The sequence below is a fragment of the Mesorhizobium sp. USDA 4413 genome, assembly GCF_056280365.1.
Genome location: NZ_JBVPRP010000001.1, coordinates 5,685,737 through 5,702,249 on the forward strand (window position 1 = coordinate 5,685,737; position 16,513 = coordinate 5,702,249).

The 16,513-nt window shown below is 62.7% G+C and carries 11 protein-coding genes; 4 read left to right on the plus strand and 7 right to left on the minus strand.

The annotated features are described in order from the left end of the window. Positions 1 to 5: 5 nt before the first annotated feature. Positions 6 to 1,343 carry an aspartate aminotransferase family protein gene (locus ACVMIM_RS27700; RefSeq protein ID WP_476115778.1) on the minus strand — a complete coding sequence of 446 codons (1,338 nt, stop codon included), beginning with the start codon at positions 1,341 to 1,343 and terminating at the stop codon, positions 6 to 8. A 137-nt stretch (positions 1,344 to 1,480) separates the two neighbouring features. Next, positions 1,481 to 2,458, minus strand: coding sequence for a LysR family transcriptional regulator (locus ACVMIM_RS27705; RefSeq protein ID WP_052458773.1), 978 nt, complete (start codon positions 2,456 to 2,458; stop codon positions 1,481 to 1,483). Positions 2,459 to 2,528: 70 nt separating this feature from the next. On the opposite strand from ACVMIM_RS27705, the gene ACVMIM_RS27710 reads away from it, so the two are divergent. From ACVMIM_RS27710 to ACVMIM_RS27720, 3 genes are read left to right on the plus strand one after another with little or no spacing between them, the layout of a single operon-like run. Then, positions 2,529 to 5,027 (plus strand): GcvT family protein, encoded by a 2,499-nt coding sequence (locus tag ACVMIM_RS27710; RefSeq protein ID WP_476115779.1) that lies wholly within the window; start codon positions 2,529 to 2,531, stop codon positions 5,025 to 5,027. Further along, positions 5,024 to 7,474 (plus strand): GcvT family protein, encoded by a 2,451-nt coding sequence (locus ACVMIM_RS27715; RefSeq protein ID WP_476115781.1) that lies wholly within the window; start codon positions 5,024 to 5,026, stop codon positions 7,472 to 7,474. The genes ACVMIM_RS27710 and ACVMIM_RS27715 overlap by 4 nt, the downstream gene beginning before the upstream one ends. A 16-nt stretch (positions 7,475 to 7,490) precedes the next feature. Beyond that, the gene (locus tag ACVMIM_RS27720; protein ID WP_476115783.1) at positions 7,491 to 9,050 is read left to right on the plus strand and encodes a trimethylamine methyltransferase family protein; all 1,560 of its coding nucleotides are present in this window, start codon (positions 7,491 to 7,493) and stop codon (positions 9,048 to 9,050) included. A 101-nt stretch (positions 9,051 to 9,151) separates the two neighbouring features. On the opposite strand, the gene ACVMIM_RS27725 is transcribed toward ACVMIM_RS27720, so the two are convergent. The 5 genes from ACVMIM_RS27725 to ACVMIM_RS27745 form a co-directional block, all read right to left on the minus strand. Continuing rightward, positions 9,152 to 10,678 carry an ABC transporter permease gene (locus tag ACVMIM_RS27725; protein ID WP_476115784.1) on the minus strand — a complete coding sequence of 509 codons (1,527 nt, stop codon included), beginning with the start codon at positions 10,676 to 10,678 and terminating at the stop codon, positions 9,152 to 9,154. After that, positions 10,665 to 11,711 carry a quaternary amine ABC transporter ATP-binding protein gene (locus ACVMIM_RS27730; RefSeq protein ID WP_476117391.1) on the minus strand — a complete coding sequence of 349 codons (1,047 nt, stop codon included), beginning with the start codon at positions 11,709 to 11,711 and terminating at the stop codon, positions 10,665 to 10,667. The genes ACVMIM_RS27725 and ACVMIM_RS27730 overlap by 14 nt, the downstream gene beginning before the upstream one ends. 169 nt (positions 11,712 to 11,880) lie before the next feature. Further along, positions 11,881 to 12,915 carry an ABC transporter substrate-binding protein gene (locus ACVMIM_RS27735; protein WP_476115786.1) on the minus strand — a complete coding sequence of 345 codons (1,035 nt, stop codon included), beginning with the start codon at positions 12,913 to 12,915 and terminating at the stop codon, positions 11,881 to 11,883. 108 nt (positions 12,916 to 13,023) lie between these two features. Then, entirely contained in the window at positions 13,024 to 13,377 is a 354-nt protein-coding gene (locus ACVMIM_RS27740; protein ID WP_278050299.1) for a Rieske (2Fe-2S) protein, read from the minus strand. 11 nt (positions 13,378 to 13,388) lie between these two features. Continuing rightward, positions 13,389 to 14,471: an amidohydrolase family protein gene (locus ACVMIM_RS27745; RefSeq protein ID WP_476115787.1), complete on the minus strand. Its 1,083-nt coding sequence runs from the start codon at positions 14,469 to 14,471 to the stop codon at positions 13,389 to 13,391. Between the two features lie 129 nt (positions 14,472 to 14,600). Here ACVMIM_RS27745 and ACVMIM_RS27750 point away from each other — a divergent pair, with 129 nt between their 5' ends. Continuing rightward, positions 14,601 to 15,458, plus strand: a complete 858-nt coding sequence (locus tag ACVMIM_RS27750) for a LysR family transcriptional regulator (RefSeq protein WP_476115789.1) — start codon at positions 14,601 to 14,603, stop codon at positions 15,456 to 15,458. Positions 15,459 to 16,513 lie beyond the last annotated feature (1,055 nt).

Genomic DNA, 16,513 nt, shown 5'->3' on the forward strand with positions numbered 1-16,513 from the left:
ATTTGTCAGACGTTCCGGCCGCTTACCGCTGCGAAACTTCTTTCAAATCGATCCGCGACATCATCGACGTCGGACATCGCGAGGCAAAGCGGCGGGCACATCCTGATGACGTTCCGGTAGGGTCCGGAGCGGCTGGCGACGAGCCCGTTGCGGCGGGTTTCTTCGAAGACCGCTAGCGTTTCCTCGGGGGCCGGCTCTTTCGTCGTTCTGTCCCTGACGAGCTCGATCGCCAGCATCAAGCCGCGTCCTCTGACGTCGCCGATGATCGGAAAACGTTGCTTCATGTCCTCAAGACGAACCTTGAGCGCCGCGCCCACATCGCGGGCGTTCTCTTGAAGCCGTTCTTCTTGGATGACTTTGAGGACAGCGCGGCCGGCGGCGCATGCAACCGGGTTGGCGCCATAGGTGTGGAACAGGAACTTGTCGGCCATCGACTCGGCGACCTGCCGTTTAGCGATCACCGCCCCCAGCGGGATTCCGTTGCCCACGCCCTTCGCCACCACCACGATGTCGGGCACCACGCCGTGCGATTCAAATGACCAGAAAGCGTCGCCCGTGCGTCCGACGCCGGCCTGCACCTCGTCAATGATGCAGACACCGCCCGCGTCGCGCACGCGTTCGTATGCACCGGCAATATAGCCTTCGGGGATGGGGACGATACCGCCATAGCCCTGCACGGGTTCGATGATCATACCCGCAAGCTTGCCGCTCGTCGACGTCGCGATCGCCCGGTCAATCTCCTTCAGGTATGGCTCAACGCCTGCGCCGTGAACGCCACGATACTGGTTCGGCTCGGGCACGAAGGTCACGCCGCCAAGCTGTGGGACGCAGTGGCGGAAGCCGGCTATCCCTGTCACCGACTGCGCGCCGAATGTGGCGCCGTGATAGCTGGAGGCAAGCGCCAGCATGTCGATGTTGCCGGTATGCGAGCGCGCCATCAGAAGCGCGAGGTCGATCGCTTCCGCACCGGAGTTGGTGAAATGGACGACCCAGTCATGGCCGGCCGGCATTGTGCCCGCCAGTTCTTCGGCATATTGGGCCGGCACCGGATGGTAGAACATGGTGGTGCAGTGGGTGAGTTCCGCGACCTGTTCGCTCGCCGCCTTGACCACCTGCGGGTGGGCGTGTCCCACCGAAATGCAAAGGTTCATTCCAAGCAGGTCGATGTATTTCCTGTCCTGCTCATCCCATACATATTGTCCCCGGCCACGCTTGATGATCAGCGGATCTTTGTAGGGGACGAATTTGCGTTGGGAGGCGGAGTAGAAGCGGTTCCTGCGGTCTACGATAGCTTGCGTCGACCAGTCGGTCGCGAGCGATGAGTGGGTATGAGGAGCGTTCATATCGTGGCCTCCCGGATTGGATGGCAACAGGATAGAACATGGACGCGCGCCGAAGGCATCCGGCAAAATCCTCCATCAGGATAACTGATGCCGCCGATTAGCAGCTTGCAAATCTGACGAGCACAATGCGCTCTGCCTCATGTTGAAGCGACGGATGGGTCCAAAGCGTAATGGTCCGGAGGCAGATCGGGCAGGCGCTCGTTTATCGTCTCTTTCAGCACCTCCGCCGTGCGCGCGGCAAAGGCCTCGGGCAGATCTCCCAGCTCGCGTTCACGCGCAACCAGGAGGATGTTGCGTGACAGGCTCGTAAACGGCAGCGGATGGATGTCGATTTCCATCCCCTCCGCAAGGCCGTCGATGAGCAGGGTCGGCGTCAGGATGGCAAAGCCCATACCCGCCGCCACGGGCGCCATCACGACGCTGGAACGGTCGCCCTCCATTGCCCGCGGCAATTCTATGCGCAGCCGGCTGAGATGCTGGTCGACGCGCAAGCCGACCGGCGTCTCCCTCGAGAAGCGGACGAATGCGAGTTTTTTAGAAAGCTTGGCGATGTCGCCGACATCGCCGGAAAAGCCCTTCGGCGTCACAAGCAGGAATTTTTCGGTCATGACCGGGTAGCGCGTCAGTCCCTCGATCTCGAACAACTCGCCCGAGGTTACCGCAAGATCGGCGCGGCGGGCGCGAAGCAGCGCCACGTGGTCGGTGGCGAGTCCGGCAAAAAGGCTGAGTTCGGGAATGCCGAAATTCTTGCGCGCCAGCACGGAAAGCGCCGGTGCCAGCGTGGTGGCGATGGACGCCAGCAACGCCACCCTGAGCAGCGGCAGTGGCGCGGCGTTGATGCGGCGGGCGTCGGTGCGCAGCCCCTCGACTTCGGCCAGGATCGCGGTGGCCCGGCGGTGCAGCGCAATCCCCGCCTTGGTGAGTTCGATGGGCCTCAGATTGCGGTCGATCAGGCTAACACCGAGGGCTGTTTCCAGGTTCTTGAGATGCTGCGAGGCGGCGGATTGGGTCATGCCGAGCATCTGCGCCGCCTGCGTCACATGCCGCGTTTCAACGACGGCAGCAAAAACCTCGATCGATCGGAAAAGGTTGAAGTCAAAGCTTCCGCTCTTCACCAGAGTTCCTTCTTGGGACCGTACATAAGTTTTCCTAATGTTGCAGAAATCCCATTGAGCGCAAGCCTGCTTGGCGGGAAAGATCGCCCGTCTCGACCGCAAGGATGTCGTATCGGTGCAGGAAAACGCTCGGATCGTAATCATAGGCGGCGGCGTGATCGGCTTGAGCGTCGCCTATCATCTGGCCGAGCTCGGCGCCACCGATGTCGTTCTCATCGAGCGCAACCAGTTGACGAGCGGCACCTCCTGGCACGCGGCCGGGATCGTGGGGCCGCTCAGGGCAACGCTCAACCTGACGCGCCTGGCGCAATACGCGACCGAACTGTTCCCGAAGCTCGAAGCGTTGACTGGCCAGACCTCAGGTTACCGGCAAACCGGAGGCGTCTGGCTGGCGCGCCGGGAAGAGCGGATGAGCGAGCTCAGACGGATCGCGCATATGGGGGACGTCTGCGGCCTTCGGGTGGAGATCGTCGGAGCGGATGTCGTCGGGGCACGGGTTCCAGGAATCGCGCTGGACGGGCTCGCGGAGGCGCTCTGGGTCGAGGAAGACGGGCAGGCCAATCCCGTCGATATCTGCGCGGCCTACGCCAAGCGGGCACGCGCCGCCGGCATCCGGATCCTGGAAGGAACGGCCTGCCGCGGCTTCGTGATCGAGAAAGGCCGCGTCGCCGGCGTCAAGCTCGCCTCGGGCTTGGCGATCCGCTGCGAGGTCGCGGTGAACTGCGCCGGCGCCTGGGCAAGGCAGATCGGCGCCATGGCTGGCGTGCCGGTGCCGCTGCAGGCGGCCGAGCACATGTATGTGGTGACAGAACCGGTCGCCGGGCTGCCCAATCCTTTCCCGATCGTGCGCGACCTGGACGAGGGCATCTACGTCAAGGGCGATTCCGGCAAGCTGGTGCTCGGCGGCTTCGAGCCGAATGCCAAGGCCCTCGACGTCACCGGCCCGGTCGGCGACAGGCCTTTTCTCGAATTGCCGGAAGACTGGGACCAGTTCGAACCCTTCATGTCGGCCGGGCTGCGGCTCTTTCCGGCGCTTGCCGAAACAGGCATCCGCCACTTCATGAACGGACCGGAGAGTTTCACCCCGGACACCCAGCCGCTGATGGGCGAATCGCCTTACCTCCGCGGCTTCTTCGTCGCCGCCGGTTTCAACTCGACGGGCATGATGTCGTCGGCCGGCGCCGGCAAGGCGATGGCCGAATGGATCGTCGACGGTGAGCCGGGTCTCGATCTGTGGCCGCTCGATATCGCGCGTTTCGACCGCAGCGCCGCGTCGCGCGGCTTCGTGCAGGCGCGCATGGAGGAATCGGTAGCCGACCTCTTCCGCATGCATTGGCCGTATAAACAGTCCGAAGCCGGCCGTGGCCTGCGCCGTTCAGTGTGGCACGACATGCTCGGCGAAGCAGGGGCGGTGTTCGGTGCTCCGACCGGCTGGGAGCGGCCGCTCTGGTATGCCCGCAATGAAGCCGAGCGTGAGCCGCGATATACGTTCGGCAGGCAGCATTGGTGGCCGGCGGCTGAACGCGAGGCGGTCGCCATGGCAAACGGCATCGGACTGTTCGAGCTTTCCCCGTTCACCAAGCTCGATGTCAGCGGACGCGACGCGGTGAAATTGCTGCAACAGCTCGCGGCCAACGATGTCGACGTCGCGGAGGGCAGAGCGGTCTACACGCAAATGCTCAACCGGCATGGCGGGATCGAGGCCGATGTCACGATCACGCGCTGCGGAGAGGCGGCTTTCCGGATCGTCTCCGGCGCGGCGACCCGCCAGAAGGATTTCGCGTGGGTCGCCAGGCATGCCAGCGATCTCGGGCTCGACGCCTCGGTGTTCGACGCCACCTCGGCCGAAGCGGTCCTCGGCGTCATGGGGCCGCGTTCCCGCGAATTGCTGCAGCAACTGACGGACGCGGACTTGTCGGAAGCGGCCTTTCCCTTCTCGACCTCACGACGCATCGACGTCGGCATGGTCGATGTGCGGGCCACACGGGTCAGCTTCGTCGGCGAGCTTGGCTACGAGCTTTATGTTCCCGCCGAATGCGCTGAAAACCTGCTGTCGACCATCCGGGAAGCCGGCAAGGCGCATGACGCGGTCTTTTGCGGCCACTACGCGCTGGATGGTTGCCGGTTGGAAAAAGGCTATCGGCATTGGGGCCATGATGTCGGGCCGAAGGAGACGCCGATCGAGGCGGGATTGGGTTTTGCTGTCTCGTGGACGAAGGGCGGGTTCATCGGCCGTGAAGCCCTCGAAACGCGCAGGGCGAGGGGCTTTGGACGCCGCCTGCTGCATTTCGCCGTCGATGCCGCCAATCCGCTTCTGCTGCATGACGAGCCCATCTATCGGGACGGCAAGTTTGCCGGGCTCACCACTTCGGGCGGCTTCGGTTTTCGCACCGGATTGAGCCTCTGCCTCGGCTACGTCGCCTGCGATCCGGGCGAAACGAAACAGCAGCTCGCCGCTTCTGCTTATGAGATCGCGGTCGCCGGACAGCGCTTCGGCCTCAGGCTTCTCGAAAAACCACCCTACGATCCAACCGGCGGCAGAATGCGCGGCCAACAGGAGACATTATGAGACAGCATGCCCGCGTCGTCGTGATCGGCGGCGGCGCCATGGGGGTTTCCCTTCTCTATCATCTCGCCAAGCGCGGCTGGAACGACGCGATGCTTGTCGAGCGGCAGGAACTCACCGCGGGCTCGACCTGGCACGCCGCCGGGCTTTGCACACACTTCGCCCACAACGCTACGATCATGGAGATGCGCGCTCATTCCGTGCGGCTCTACCGCGAGGTCCTGACGGCCGAAACCGGCCTGCCGACCGGCTTCCATGCAAGCGGCGCGCTGCGCGTGACACGCTCCCCGGAGCGGATGGCCGAGTTTCGTCATGTGCAGGGCCTTGGCCGGTTCGTCGGCCACGACTTCAACATCCTGACGCCGGGCGAGCTGAAGAACATATACCCGCTCTGCGAAACCGACGGCATACTGGGGGCCTTACATGAGCCGCATGACGGCCATGTCGATCCGACGTTGGCCACCAACGCGATGGCTGCGGGCGCGCGTTCGCGCGGCGCCGAGATCGTCCGGCACAATCCTGTGCTGTCGATGGAGCGCACCGGTTCGGGCGAATGGCTGGTCCGCACCGCGCAAGGCGATATCCGGGCGGAGCATCTGGTGAACGCCGCCGGCACCTGGTGCCGCGAGGTCGGCACGATGATGGGCATCGACCTGCCGGTGGTGCCGATGCTGCATCAATATGTCGTCACCGATACCGTGCCCGAAATTGCCGCGCGCGTCGCGGCCGGCGAGAAGGAACTGCCCATCATCCGCGATCCGGAGGAAAGCTGGTACCTGCGGCAGGAGCGGGATGGCTATATCGTCGGGCCCTACGAAAAGGCGGCGCATCCCTGGGCGATCGACGGCGTGCCGCCTGAATTCGGCATGGAACTGCTGCCGCCGGATCTCGATCGCGTCGAGCATATCATCGCGTTAGCGATGGAGCGTGTGCCGGCACTCGCCAGTGCCGGCATCAAGACCGTGGTCAATGGCCCGATCACCTTCACGCCGGACGCCAATCCGCTCGTAGGCCCCGCGTTCGGCCTCAAGAACGGCTGGCTTCTCACAGGATCCAGCATGGGCGTTATGGAAGGCGGCGGCACCGGTGCCTTCCTCGCCGATTGGATCGTCGACGGCGAGCCGCCGCGCGATGCCCTGGCCATCGATCCCCGGCGCTTCGGCAACTATGCCGATCGTGATTACCGTGTCGACAAGGCGGTGGAATGTTTCGGCCTGCAATTCGGCGTCCATTACCCTTACGAGGAACGTGAGGCGGGGCGCCCGCGCCGCACCACGCCGGCGCTCGATATCCAGTTGTCGCAAGGTGCGGTGCTCGGCGCCGCCTACGGCTGGGAGCGGCCCAACTGGTTCGCGACAGCGGGCATTGATCGCGATCCGCCGCTGACCTTCAAACGCCCGGGCTGGCTGGGTGCCGTAAAGGGGGAATGCCTTGCCGTCCGTGACAGCGCGGGCGTCATCGATCTTTCGGCCCTCTCGAAATTCGAGGTCAGCGGGCCGGGCGCCGAAGCCTTCATGGCCTCATTGGGCGCCAACACGCCGCCATCGCGCCTCGGCCGCATCGGTCTCATCCACGTTCTGACGGAGAAAGGCGGTGTCGCGTCCGAGTTCACGGTCACGCGGCTCGAGCAACACCGTTTCTATCTGACCAGCGCGGCTCTGGCCGAACGGCATGACGAAGACCTGCTTCGCGCCCGGTCGGCGTCTTTTCCCGGTGTCGTTGTCGAGAACATCACCGAGAGGCGCGGTGTGCTGGGCATCATGGGCCCGAAAGCGGCCGAGATTCTGCAGGCGATCAGCGAGATCGATCTCTCGAACGCGGCTTTCCCTTGGCTATCGGGGCAGACGATCAGGATCGCGGGCATCAAGGTGACGGCGCTTCGGGTGTCCTACGCAGGCGAGCCGGGATGGGAAGTGCATGTCCAGCTCGCGCAGTTCCGGCGGCTCTACGAGATGATCGTCAAGGCGGGCGCGAAGCATGGCCTGCGTCCCTTCGGCGTGTATGCCTTGAATTTCATGCGGCTGGAGAAGGGCTATCGCGGCTGGGGCGCGGACCTCACGACCGAGCGCACGCCGCTCGAGTCCGGACTGAGCGCCCTGGTCAAGGCGGACGGTCGTTTCTTCATCGGCCGCGAGGCGATGCTCGAACGCCAGAAGGCACGCCCCTGGCGCATGGCGCTGCTGCAGATCGAGGACGATGGCGAACGGCTCCCGTTCTACAGTCACGCCGTCCTGCATGAGGGGCGGCCGGTCGGCGTCGTCACCAGCGGCGGTTACGGCTTCCGTACCAACAAGGTGCTGGCGCTCGCCTATCTCAGGCCGGGGATCTCTGAACGCGAGTTCGGCATCTCTATCCTGGGCAAGGAGCTCGCGGCGCGCGAACTGCAGGAAGCCCCATACGATCCGCGAAATCTGCGGTTGCGCGGGCTGCAGCCCGCCGCATCCGCCTGAACGTCTGGAGGCACACATGCAAGATGTCGTCACACCTGCCGAAGCCGCATCCCCAGCGCGCTCCCGTGGCCGCGCCGCGCGCCTCGTGCAACGCGGCGCGCAGGAACCGCGCCGCCCGTATCTCTGCCGCAGGATCGGCACGTTCAACATCCTCGATGAGGAGGGGCTCAGCCTGATCGAGGCCAATGCCGACCGCCTGCTCAAGGAGGTCGGCATGGAGTTCCATGACGACCCGGAAATCCTCGATCTCTTCCGCGTCGCCGGAGCCGATGTGAAGGGAACGCGCGTGCGCTTTGAGCCCGGCATGTGCCGCAAGCTTATCCAGGCGACGGCGCCCAAGCAATTCAAGCAGCATGCCCGCAACCCGGCCAACACCGTCGTGATCGGCGCCGACAACACGGTGCTTTGCCCATCGTGGGGCCCGCCTTTCGTGCATGATCTCGACCGCGGCCGTCGCTATGCGACGCTGAACGACTTCCGCGACCTGGTGCGGATCCATCAAATGATCCCCTACCTGCATCATTCCGGCGGCGTGGTCTGTGAACCGGTCGATCTTCCGGCGAACAAGCGCCATCTCGACATGCTCTACACGCATGTGCGCTATTCCGACCGGCCTTTCATGGGAGCGTTCATCGGCTCCATGCGGGCGCAGGACGCGGTCGACATCGCCAAGATCGTTTTCGGCGAGGCGTTCGTTGCAAACAATGCCGTGCTCTACAACGTCAGCAACACCAACGCGCCGCTGGTGTTAGATGCCAACATGTCGGGGTCGCTCAAGGTCTATGCGCGCAACAACCAGCCGGTCGCCTGCACGCCATGGACGCTGGCCGGCGCTATGAGCCCCTGCACCGTCGCCGGCACGCTGGCGCAAGTGCTGGCCGAGGCGCTTGCGTGTCTTGCTCTTGTCCAGCTCATCAATCCGGGAGCGCCCTGCCTGATGGGGAGCTTCGCCAGCACCATCTCCATGCAGAGCGGCGCACCGACCTTCGGCACGCCGGAGGCGGCAAAGATGGTTCTGGCGGCCGGCCAGCTGGCGCGGAGGGTTGGTGTTCCGTTCCATACCGTCGGCACGCTCTCGGCATCCAAGCTGCCCGACGCGCAGGCGGAGCAGGAAGGGACCTGGGGCCTGCTGATGTCGCTTCTCGCCGGCGCCAACGTCATCAACCACGCGACGGGATGGCTGGAGGGAGGGCTCGTCACCGGCTTCGAAAAGACCATCATCGACGCCGACCTGTGCGGCAAGGTGATGAGCCTGTTCGAGGGCATCGACCTGTCGGTGAATGCGCAGGCGATGGATGCCATCGAGGAAGTCGGGCCGGGGTCGCATTTCCTCGGCAGCGCCCACACGCAGTCGAATTTCCTGTCGGCCTTCTACCGCTCGACGATCAGCGACAACAATTCGTTCGAGCAGTGGAGTTCCGAAGGCGGACTGGACGCCGCTCAGCGCGCCAATCGCCAGTGGAAGAAGCTTTTGAGCGATTATGCGGACCCCGGCCTCGATCCCGCGATCGACGAAGAATTGCGGGCCTTCATTGCCAGGCGCAAGGAGAGCATGCCCGACCAGGATTATTTCTGAGCGGCAGGCAATCGCTATTTAACATTCGGGCCGGCCGGCGGCGCCTGGTTCCGGGTTTGGTCGGCGCAAACTCCCTGAGAGCATCGGCCCAAACCGGGCATCTACTTAGTTCTTCCCTGCACGATACGGTCGATTATCATGGCGCAGAGAAGAATAGCGAAGCCCGCGAGCAGTCCCTGCCCGACGGCGGCATATTGAAGGGCGTTGAGGACATCTTCTCCTAGTCCCTTGGCGCCGATCAGGGAAGCGATGACCACCATCGAAAGGCACATGAGAATCGTCTGGTTTATGCCGGCCATGATAGAAGGCATTGCAAGCGGGAGGTCGACCCGCGTCAAGAGGAACCATCTCGTAGCGCCGTAGGCTTGCGCGGCCTCTCTTATGGCCGGCGAGACGCCCTGCAGGCCGAGCGCGGTCAAGCGCACGACCGGCGGCGTGCCGAAAATCAGCGTCGCGATGACGCCCGGCGGCTTGCCGATGCCGAACAGCGCGATCACCGGGATCAGATAGACGAATGCCGGCATGGTTTGCATGAAGTCGAGCACCGGCCGCACGGCGGCGTAGACGCGCGGCCGGCGTCCGCACCATATCCCAAGCGGGATTCCGATCGCGAGGCAGAGAATGGCCGATGTTCCCAGCAGGGCGACCGTTTCCAGGCTCTTTTCCCAAAACCCGAGCACGGCAAGATAGGCGAGCGCAGCGGCGGTGAAGATGGCGACGCGTGGCCCGGCCAGTTGCCAGGCAAGGGCGAGAATGATCGCCATAGTCACTGGCCAGGGCATACCCGTCAGCCCATAGGCCAAGCCGTCGAGCACCAACGATATTGCGCCCGTGGTGCCGCCAAAGAAGCCGTCACCGAGATGCGATATCGCCCCCATCAGGCTGTCCAGCCACGATGACAAGGCGGCCTGCCACTCGCGGTTCGAGGGCGCAGCGGTCAGCCAGACGGCTGGTGTCGGTGCGGCGAAGCGATAAGCCGAAAGCCCGTAAGCCGCGACACAGAAGGCAAGAGCGCATAGCGCCAGCGGGTAGTTGAGCCCGCGCTGAAGCGTCGGCTTCGAACGCCAGCGCGCGAAGCGTCGCTCGAGCATCCGATTGGCCAGGAAACCAGCGATCAGCCTGGCGAGGAGCAAAGTGACGACGCCGGACACAATCACACGCGGCGCCTTTGCCTTTGCCGCCTCAGCCTGCAGCCTGGCGTTGTTGGCAGCTTTCTCCAGAGCGGCCGCTGATGATTTCAGTCCTGTCGCATTGTCCGCCCCCGCCGCCTCGGCGGCCCTCGCCTGTTCGGCGCGCGCCTGTGCCTGCTTGGTGACGCGCTCGGCTCGTGCTTGCTCGGCCGCGCCGAGGTTACCCGCCGCACCGACGCCGATCTGAACCACCGCAAGCGTCTCCAGGAAGAAGGTGAGCCAGAACAGCAACGTGAGGCCTCGGGCCGCGGCCCACACCGGCCCAAGCAGCGCGGCCGCCAGGTTGAACGGCCAGACGGGACCGGAAGCCCGCCGAATGCGGGCGAACACCTGGGCGTAATAAGCAGGGTTGCGGACGACGAATTCCCGGACGAGCCCGTCCTCTACCGGTTGAGCGTATTCTATCGACCGCATGGCGACCGAATCATGGGCGTTCACGGGCCTCGCCCTTTCGCAAACCGTCGAGCAGGATCTGCCTGTCAATGACACCGACGACAGACCCACCGGTATCCGTCACAGCGAGCGGTGCGGCATCCTGTGCCGCGAGTTCGACGAGTTCGGCGAGCGGTTCTCGGGAACCGACCCTGCGCAACCGCTCGACATCCAGCTCTGGACGATGACGGCTTCTGAAATTCTCGACCGGCTCCATGATGCGCCCGGCGGTGATCACCTTCAGGCGCGAAATGTCGGCGACGAATTTCGCAACATAGTCATGCTTCGGCGATGTGACGATCTCCTCCGGCGTGTCTGTCTGGACGATGACGCCGTCTTTCATGATCGCGATGCGATCGCCGATCCGGATCGCCTCGTCCAGATCATGGGTTATGAAGATCACCGTCTTGCCCATCGAGCGCGAAAGGGCCAGGAACTCGTCCTGCAGCTGCCGCCTGATCAGCGGATCGAGCGCGCTGAACGGCTCATCCATCAGCAGGATCGCCGGATCGGCAGCCAAGGCGCGGGCGAGTCCGACGCGCTGCTGCATGCCGCCCGATAGTTCGTGACAGTAGCGGTCCCCCCAGCCCGACAGGTTCACCTTGGAAAGCGCCGCCTCGGCGGCATCGAATCTCCGCTGTTTGTTTGCAGCTTGGATCTCCAGCGGAAGCGCGACGTTGTCGCGCACGGTCCGATGCGGAAGCAGACCGAAGCTCTGGAACACCATGGCTATCTTGCGGGACCGCAATGCCCTCAACTCATCGGGCGACTTGGCCATGACGTTTTCGCCATCGACGAAAATCTCGCCGGCGGACGGCTCGAGCAGGCGGTTTATATGGCGGATCAATGTCGATTTGCCACTGCCCGACAGGCCCATGACGCAGAAGATTTCGCCCGGCCGAACCGCGATGTTGACATCGGCCACGCCCACGACACAGCCGAAGCGCCTGGCGGCTTCGTCCTTGTCGAGGCCGTCGCGCAGAATCGCCGCCATCGCCTCCGGCGCGCTGGCGCCAAAGATTTTCCAGACGCCCTTCATGATGATGGCGGCAGCGTCGGTTGCCGCGTCTGCGCGGGCCGGCAAGCCGGCTCCGCCCGATGCGCTGACCGAGGCCGCGTCCACCGCTACAGCTCCCGCCCGATCACGGACTTGAGCGGCCGGACGACGATGCAGGCCCGTTCAGAGCCTGCAATCACAGTTCTGAACCTCAATGACCGAACCACTTCGCCACCTCATCGGGGTGGGCTTTGATCCAATCCTTCGCCACATCGTCCGCCGGCTTCTTATCGACGATGATTGCGTAGGCCCATTTGCTGATGTCGTCCGGATTGAATGTAATCCGATCCAGAGCGGCGGTCAGCTCCGGTTGCCGCTGCGCCAGCGAAGCAGCATAGGCAATGTGCACGGTGGTGTCAGCATAAGCGGACGACACTTTCGATTTCTCGAACCATTGAGGATCCTCGCTCGGCTGCAGCATCACGAACTTGGCTGGGTCGTGTTTCGGTTCGGAAAGAAAGGCAAGTTTGTATCGGGCGAAATTCTGGTGCGGACCGTAGCAGTATCCGACCCATGGCTTGTCGGCCTTCGCGGCGCGGTCAAGCGAGGCGGCAGCCACCGCTTCGTCGGTCACCTGCAGATCGAAGAAATCGGCGAAGCCATAGTCGCGGGCCCGCACCTTTTCGATGTTGGTCGACTGCCAGCCTGACGCGCCGATCCATATCTCGCCTTTGCCGTCGCCATTGGTATCGAAGATCTTGGCGTTGTCCGGGTTGGCGAGATCCGCGACGTCCTTGATCCCGTATTTGTCGACCGTGACCTGCGTTACGCAGTAGCCTTGCTTGGCTTCGTAGCCATTCTGCGCGAGTTTTACCGTGCCCGCGCCCTTGACGTATTTGTCGACGAGGCCCTGCTGGTTCGGGAGCCAGACGTCCGGCCAGATATCGACCTCCCCCTTGTTACGGTCCATCGCTTCCCAAATGACCGGGACGGCGGTGGTAGTGACGGTGGAAACATCGAGCCCGAGCTCCTGCTCGGCGGCGTTCTTGATCACGTTCATGACCGCCGTCGCAGTGGCGTAATTCGGGTCCGGCATGGTGACGTCCGCAGCCGACGCCGATGCGATCGGCGCAAGCAGCAGCATGCCAAGAGCCGGTGCAAGAAGATGATGTTTCATGGTGTTCCCCAGTCGAGTTGCGCTGATTTTTTTCAGTCTATTCGTCACGTTAGCGGAACGTGCAGGCAATCCATCCCAAATTGTGCCGCATTAGCAAAAACGATGAAGCACATAAGGCGGCTGTTTTGAGCAACGGCGCCTAACCGGTTGCCAAGGCGCGCCGTCGGCTCTGGATGTTCAGGCGGTGACATAGATGTCTCCGGCCTCGACAGTGACTGGAAATGTGCGCGCTCGAACGGACGGGTTAACCAGAGCCGCACCCGACTTGATGTCGAATTCCCACCCATGCCAGGCACAGCGGACGATTTCATTCTCGCGGTGGTAGATGAATTCGGGTCCCTCGACGGGAGCGGTCGTTCCGCATTGCGGCCCTTCGCAAAGCGGAGCGCCGCGGTGGGGGCAAACATTCAGCAGCGCATGGAAACTATCGCCGATCCGGAACACGCCGATCGACAGGCTGCGCACCTTGGCGATGAATGGCGTCCCGACCTGGATCTCGTCGGCGCGGCAAATATACGTCTTCTGAGCCATTTTGGTTCTCGTCACGCTGCCGCCGCGGCTTGCGGGCGGGGGATGCGCTTATAGACATCCAACGCATTCTGGCCGAGCACCTTGCCGCGCCATTCCGGCGGGATGTGCAATGTGTTGACGTCATCGTAATCCCAATGCGGGTAGTCGGACGCAAACAGCAGCGTGTTCTCTCCGTCCATCGCCTCCAGAATTGCCCAGAGATGATTGACGTTCGACGGTTGCTCCAGCGGTTGGGTCGAGAAGCGTATGTTGCGCCGGCAATATTCCGACGGCAGCATCTTCAGCCATGGCGTCTCCTTGCGGAGCGCTTTGTAGTCGGCGTCAAGTCGCCAGAGCACCGACGGCACCCAAGCGATGCCGCACTCGATGATGACAAAGTAGAGATCCGGCCATTTCTCGAACACACCATGCGCGATCATGCTCGCGACATGCGACATGGCCGACATGTGCAGGATCGCATGGGTCTCCCAGAAGAAAGTGGTGGGCGCCGGCGCGACGGCATTCCAGTTGATGCCGCCATGCCCGCCAAGATGTATGGCGAACGGCAAGCCGACCTCGGCGCAGGCTTCGAAGATCGGGTGATAGAACGGATCGCCATAAGGCCGCACCGAGCCTTGGGAGGCCAGAACTTGCGCCATCCGGGGATGCGCGCCGAGGCGCCGGATCTCCGCCGCCGCGAGGCGTGGATCCTGCGGCGCGATGACGATGGACCCCATGAAGCGGCTGTCTTTCGGCAGCCATTCATTGATCTGATAGTCATTATAGGCGCTTACCAGCGCGCTGGCGTAATAGGGATTTGCCAGGGTCGAAGCTTCAATGGGCTCGTCGCCCGTCAGGATTGCCACTCCGATATTGTATTTGTCGAGGTGCTTCTCCTTCATGATCAGATAATTGTCCGCCTCGACCTTCGGCCGCACATCCTTGCGGGAGAAATCCTGCGGATGAAACCAGGGGCGATGCCCGTGCGGGAAGGCGCCGACAGGCCCGGTCTTCTCGCCTTCGATGAACATGTCTTTCCAGACGCCGGACAGGTAGGGCTCCAGCACCGTCGCGCTGGACCAGTAGTTGTGGCAATCGCAATCGACTATGAACACTTGTTCCTCTTTTGATGATGCGGGCGCTGCTGGACGCCACTGGGTCCTGAATCGAACTTCCGCCTTGTCAGTGTTTGGATCAAGCGTATGATCGGGCGGATACGATCGTAAAAATCGATTGGCTGCCTCATGCAACTGGAACAGGTAGAAACCTTTCTGGACATCATCGAATCGCGGAACTTCAACCGCTCCGCGGAGCGCCTCGGACTGACGCAGTCGACAGTCAGCACCCGTATCAAGAATCTGGAAACCGCCGTTGGATCGGAGCTTTTCCACCGCGGCCGCGCCGGTGCTGAGCCGACCGCGGCAGGACGGCGGTTCGAGGCTTACGCGCGCTCGATGCTGTCGACCTGGTCCCAGGCGCGTCACGACGTGCGCGCCTTCAACAGGTTCGAGGGCAGCCTACGGGTCGCTGCCCAGGTCGGGATGACCCGCTCGATCCTGCCAGGGTGGCTCGAAATGCTGCTGCAAGTCTTGCCCCGATCCTCGATCCACGTCGAATCCGATTATTCGCCGCAGATGATATCGGATCTGAGTCTGGGAAACCTCGATATTGCCGTGGTTTATGCTCCGCGCTACCTGCCCGAGATCACGTATGACCAGCTGATGGTCGAGGAATATGTGATGGTCTCGACCATTGCGCGCCGACTTTGCGACGTAAGCCCCGACAGTTACATCCGTCCGGGTTATACCGTGGCGCTCGAGAAGGCTCATGCGGAGGCGCTGCCAAACCTGACCGCGTGCCGGCTTTCGATGGGTTCGGAAACGCTGGCGGACAATATGCTCAGGCGGGCCGGCGGTACATGCTATATGCGCGCCGACGATGCGCGTCGCTTCGCCGCCGAACGGCCCTCCTACATCGTCGAAGAAGCTCCAACTCTGCATCAGCCCGTCTACACGGCGGTCCTCGCGCAACGTCGACATGAACCGATCATAAAGAAAGGCGTTCGCGCGCTTCACCTCGCCGTCATGTCGCTGGAAGGTTGATCGATATCATCGATCGTAAAGGCCTGTGGTACCTTCTGTATCGAACGCAGCCCTGCTAGCGATCTCGGCTCGTTAAACGCGGGCCAGTTGATGAACGCCTTCAATTTCTTCTCCTCTTCCTGCCTACCCGACCCATCATGGGGGCGCCTGACGCTGATCTGCCGCCGCATCGCACGACGTAAAGACAGTCGTCTTCTCCCCAAAGAGCGCGCAGGTAGGCCCGTTCAAAGGCTGGCCAATTCATCATGCTGCATCTGGTGATCGACGACGCTCCGGTCGTGCGGAATTACTCGATCTCCTCACCGCCGACGCGACCGGATGACCTGTCGGTGCTATTTTGAAACGGCCGAGAAAGCCTCGAACTAGAAGCGGCGCGATGACGTCCGCATCAAACTCGAACAGCCATCGGAAAGCGAAAACTAAGTCGCGGAAATGTCGAAGCTAATTCGGCCTTTTAGGAAAGCCTCGGACAGAGGCGTTTTGGGCGAAAACGGAGTAACGATTCCTGCTGCATCAAGTTGCATCACCGCGATCGTTAGGCGATCCAAACTGCAATTAATCTCCGCTAAGGACCTGATATTAGAGGTTTAATGGTGGGCCCGGAGGATGTGTGCAAGCTATTGATTTTATTGATTTTTTCGCGGGCACAAATCGAGAATCTTCCCGTATTGTCCCGTATGGTTCCGCCGCTTATGTAGCCTGAAGCCCGAACCGCCAGGGGATTTCACAACGTCCATCCCATTGTTAGCTCTGTCGACCACCTACGTCTCGCCGGTGCCAACCGCAAAATGGGGCCGTTGCCGGCCTGGCGGTTTCGGCTGACATTTGCGATAAGCTGCGGTTCGCAGGCGATCTCACAGCCCTCATTCGCAGTCAAATTCGAGAACCAAGATAGCGGCCACTCGTCAGCGTCACGCTCGGCGAACTTGTGTTAGAAAACTCCTTAGGGCGGAGCGCCTCTCAGGGGGAAATGCACGACTTATCAGCCGCTTCTCCAGCGCAAATTCCCCTGCTGAGCGACGAGTTTTCACAAGTCAACCTCTTTTCGTGCTTTG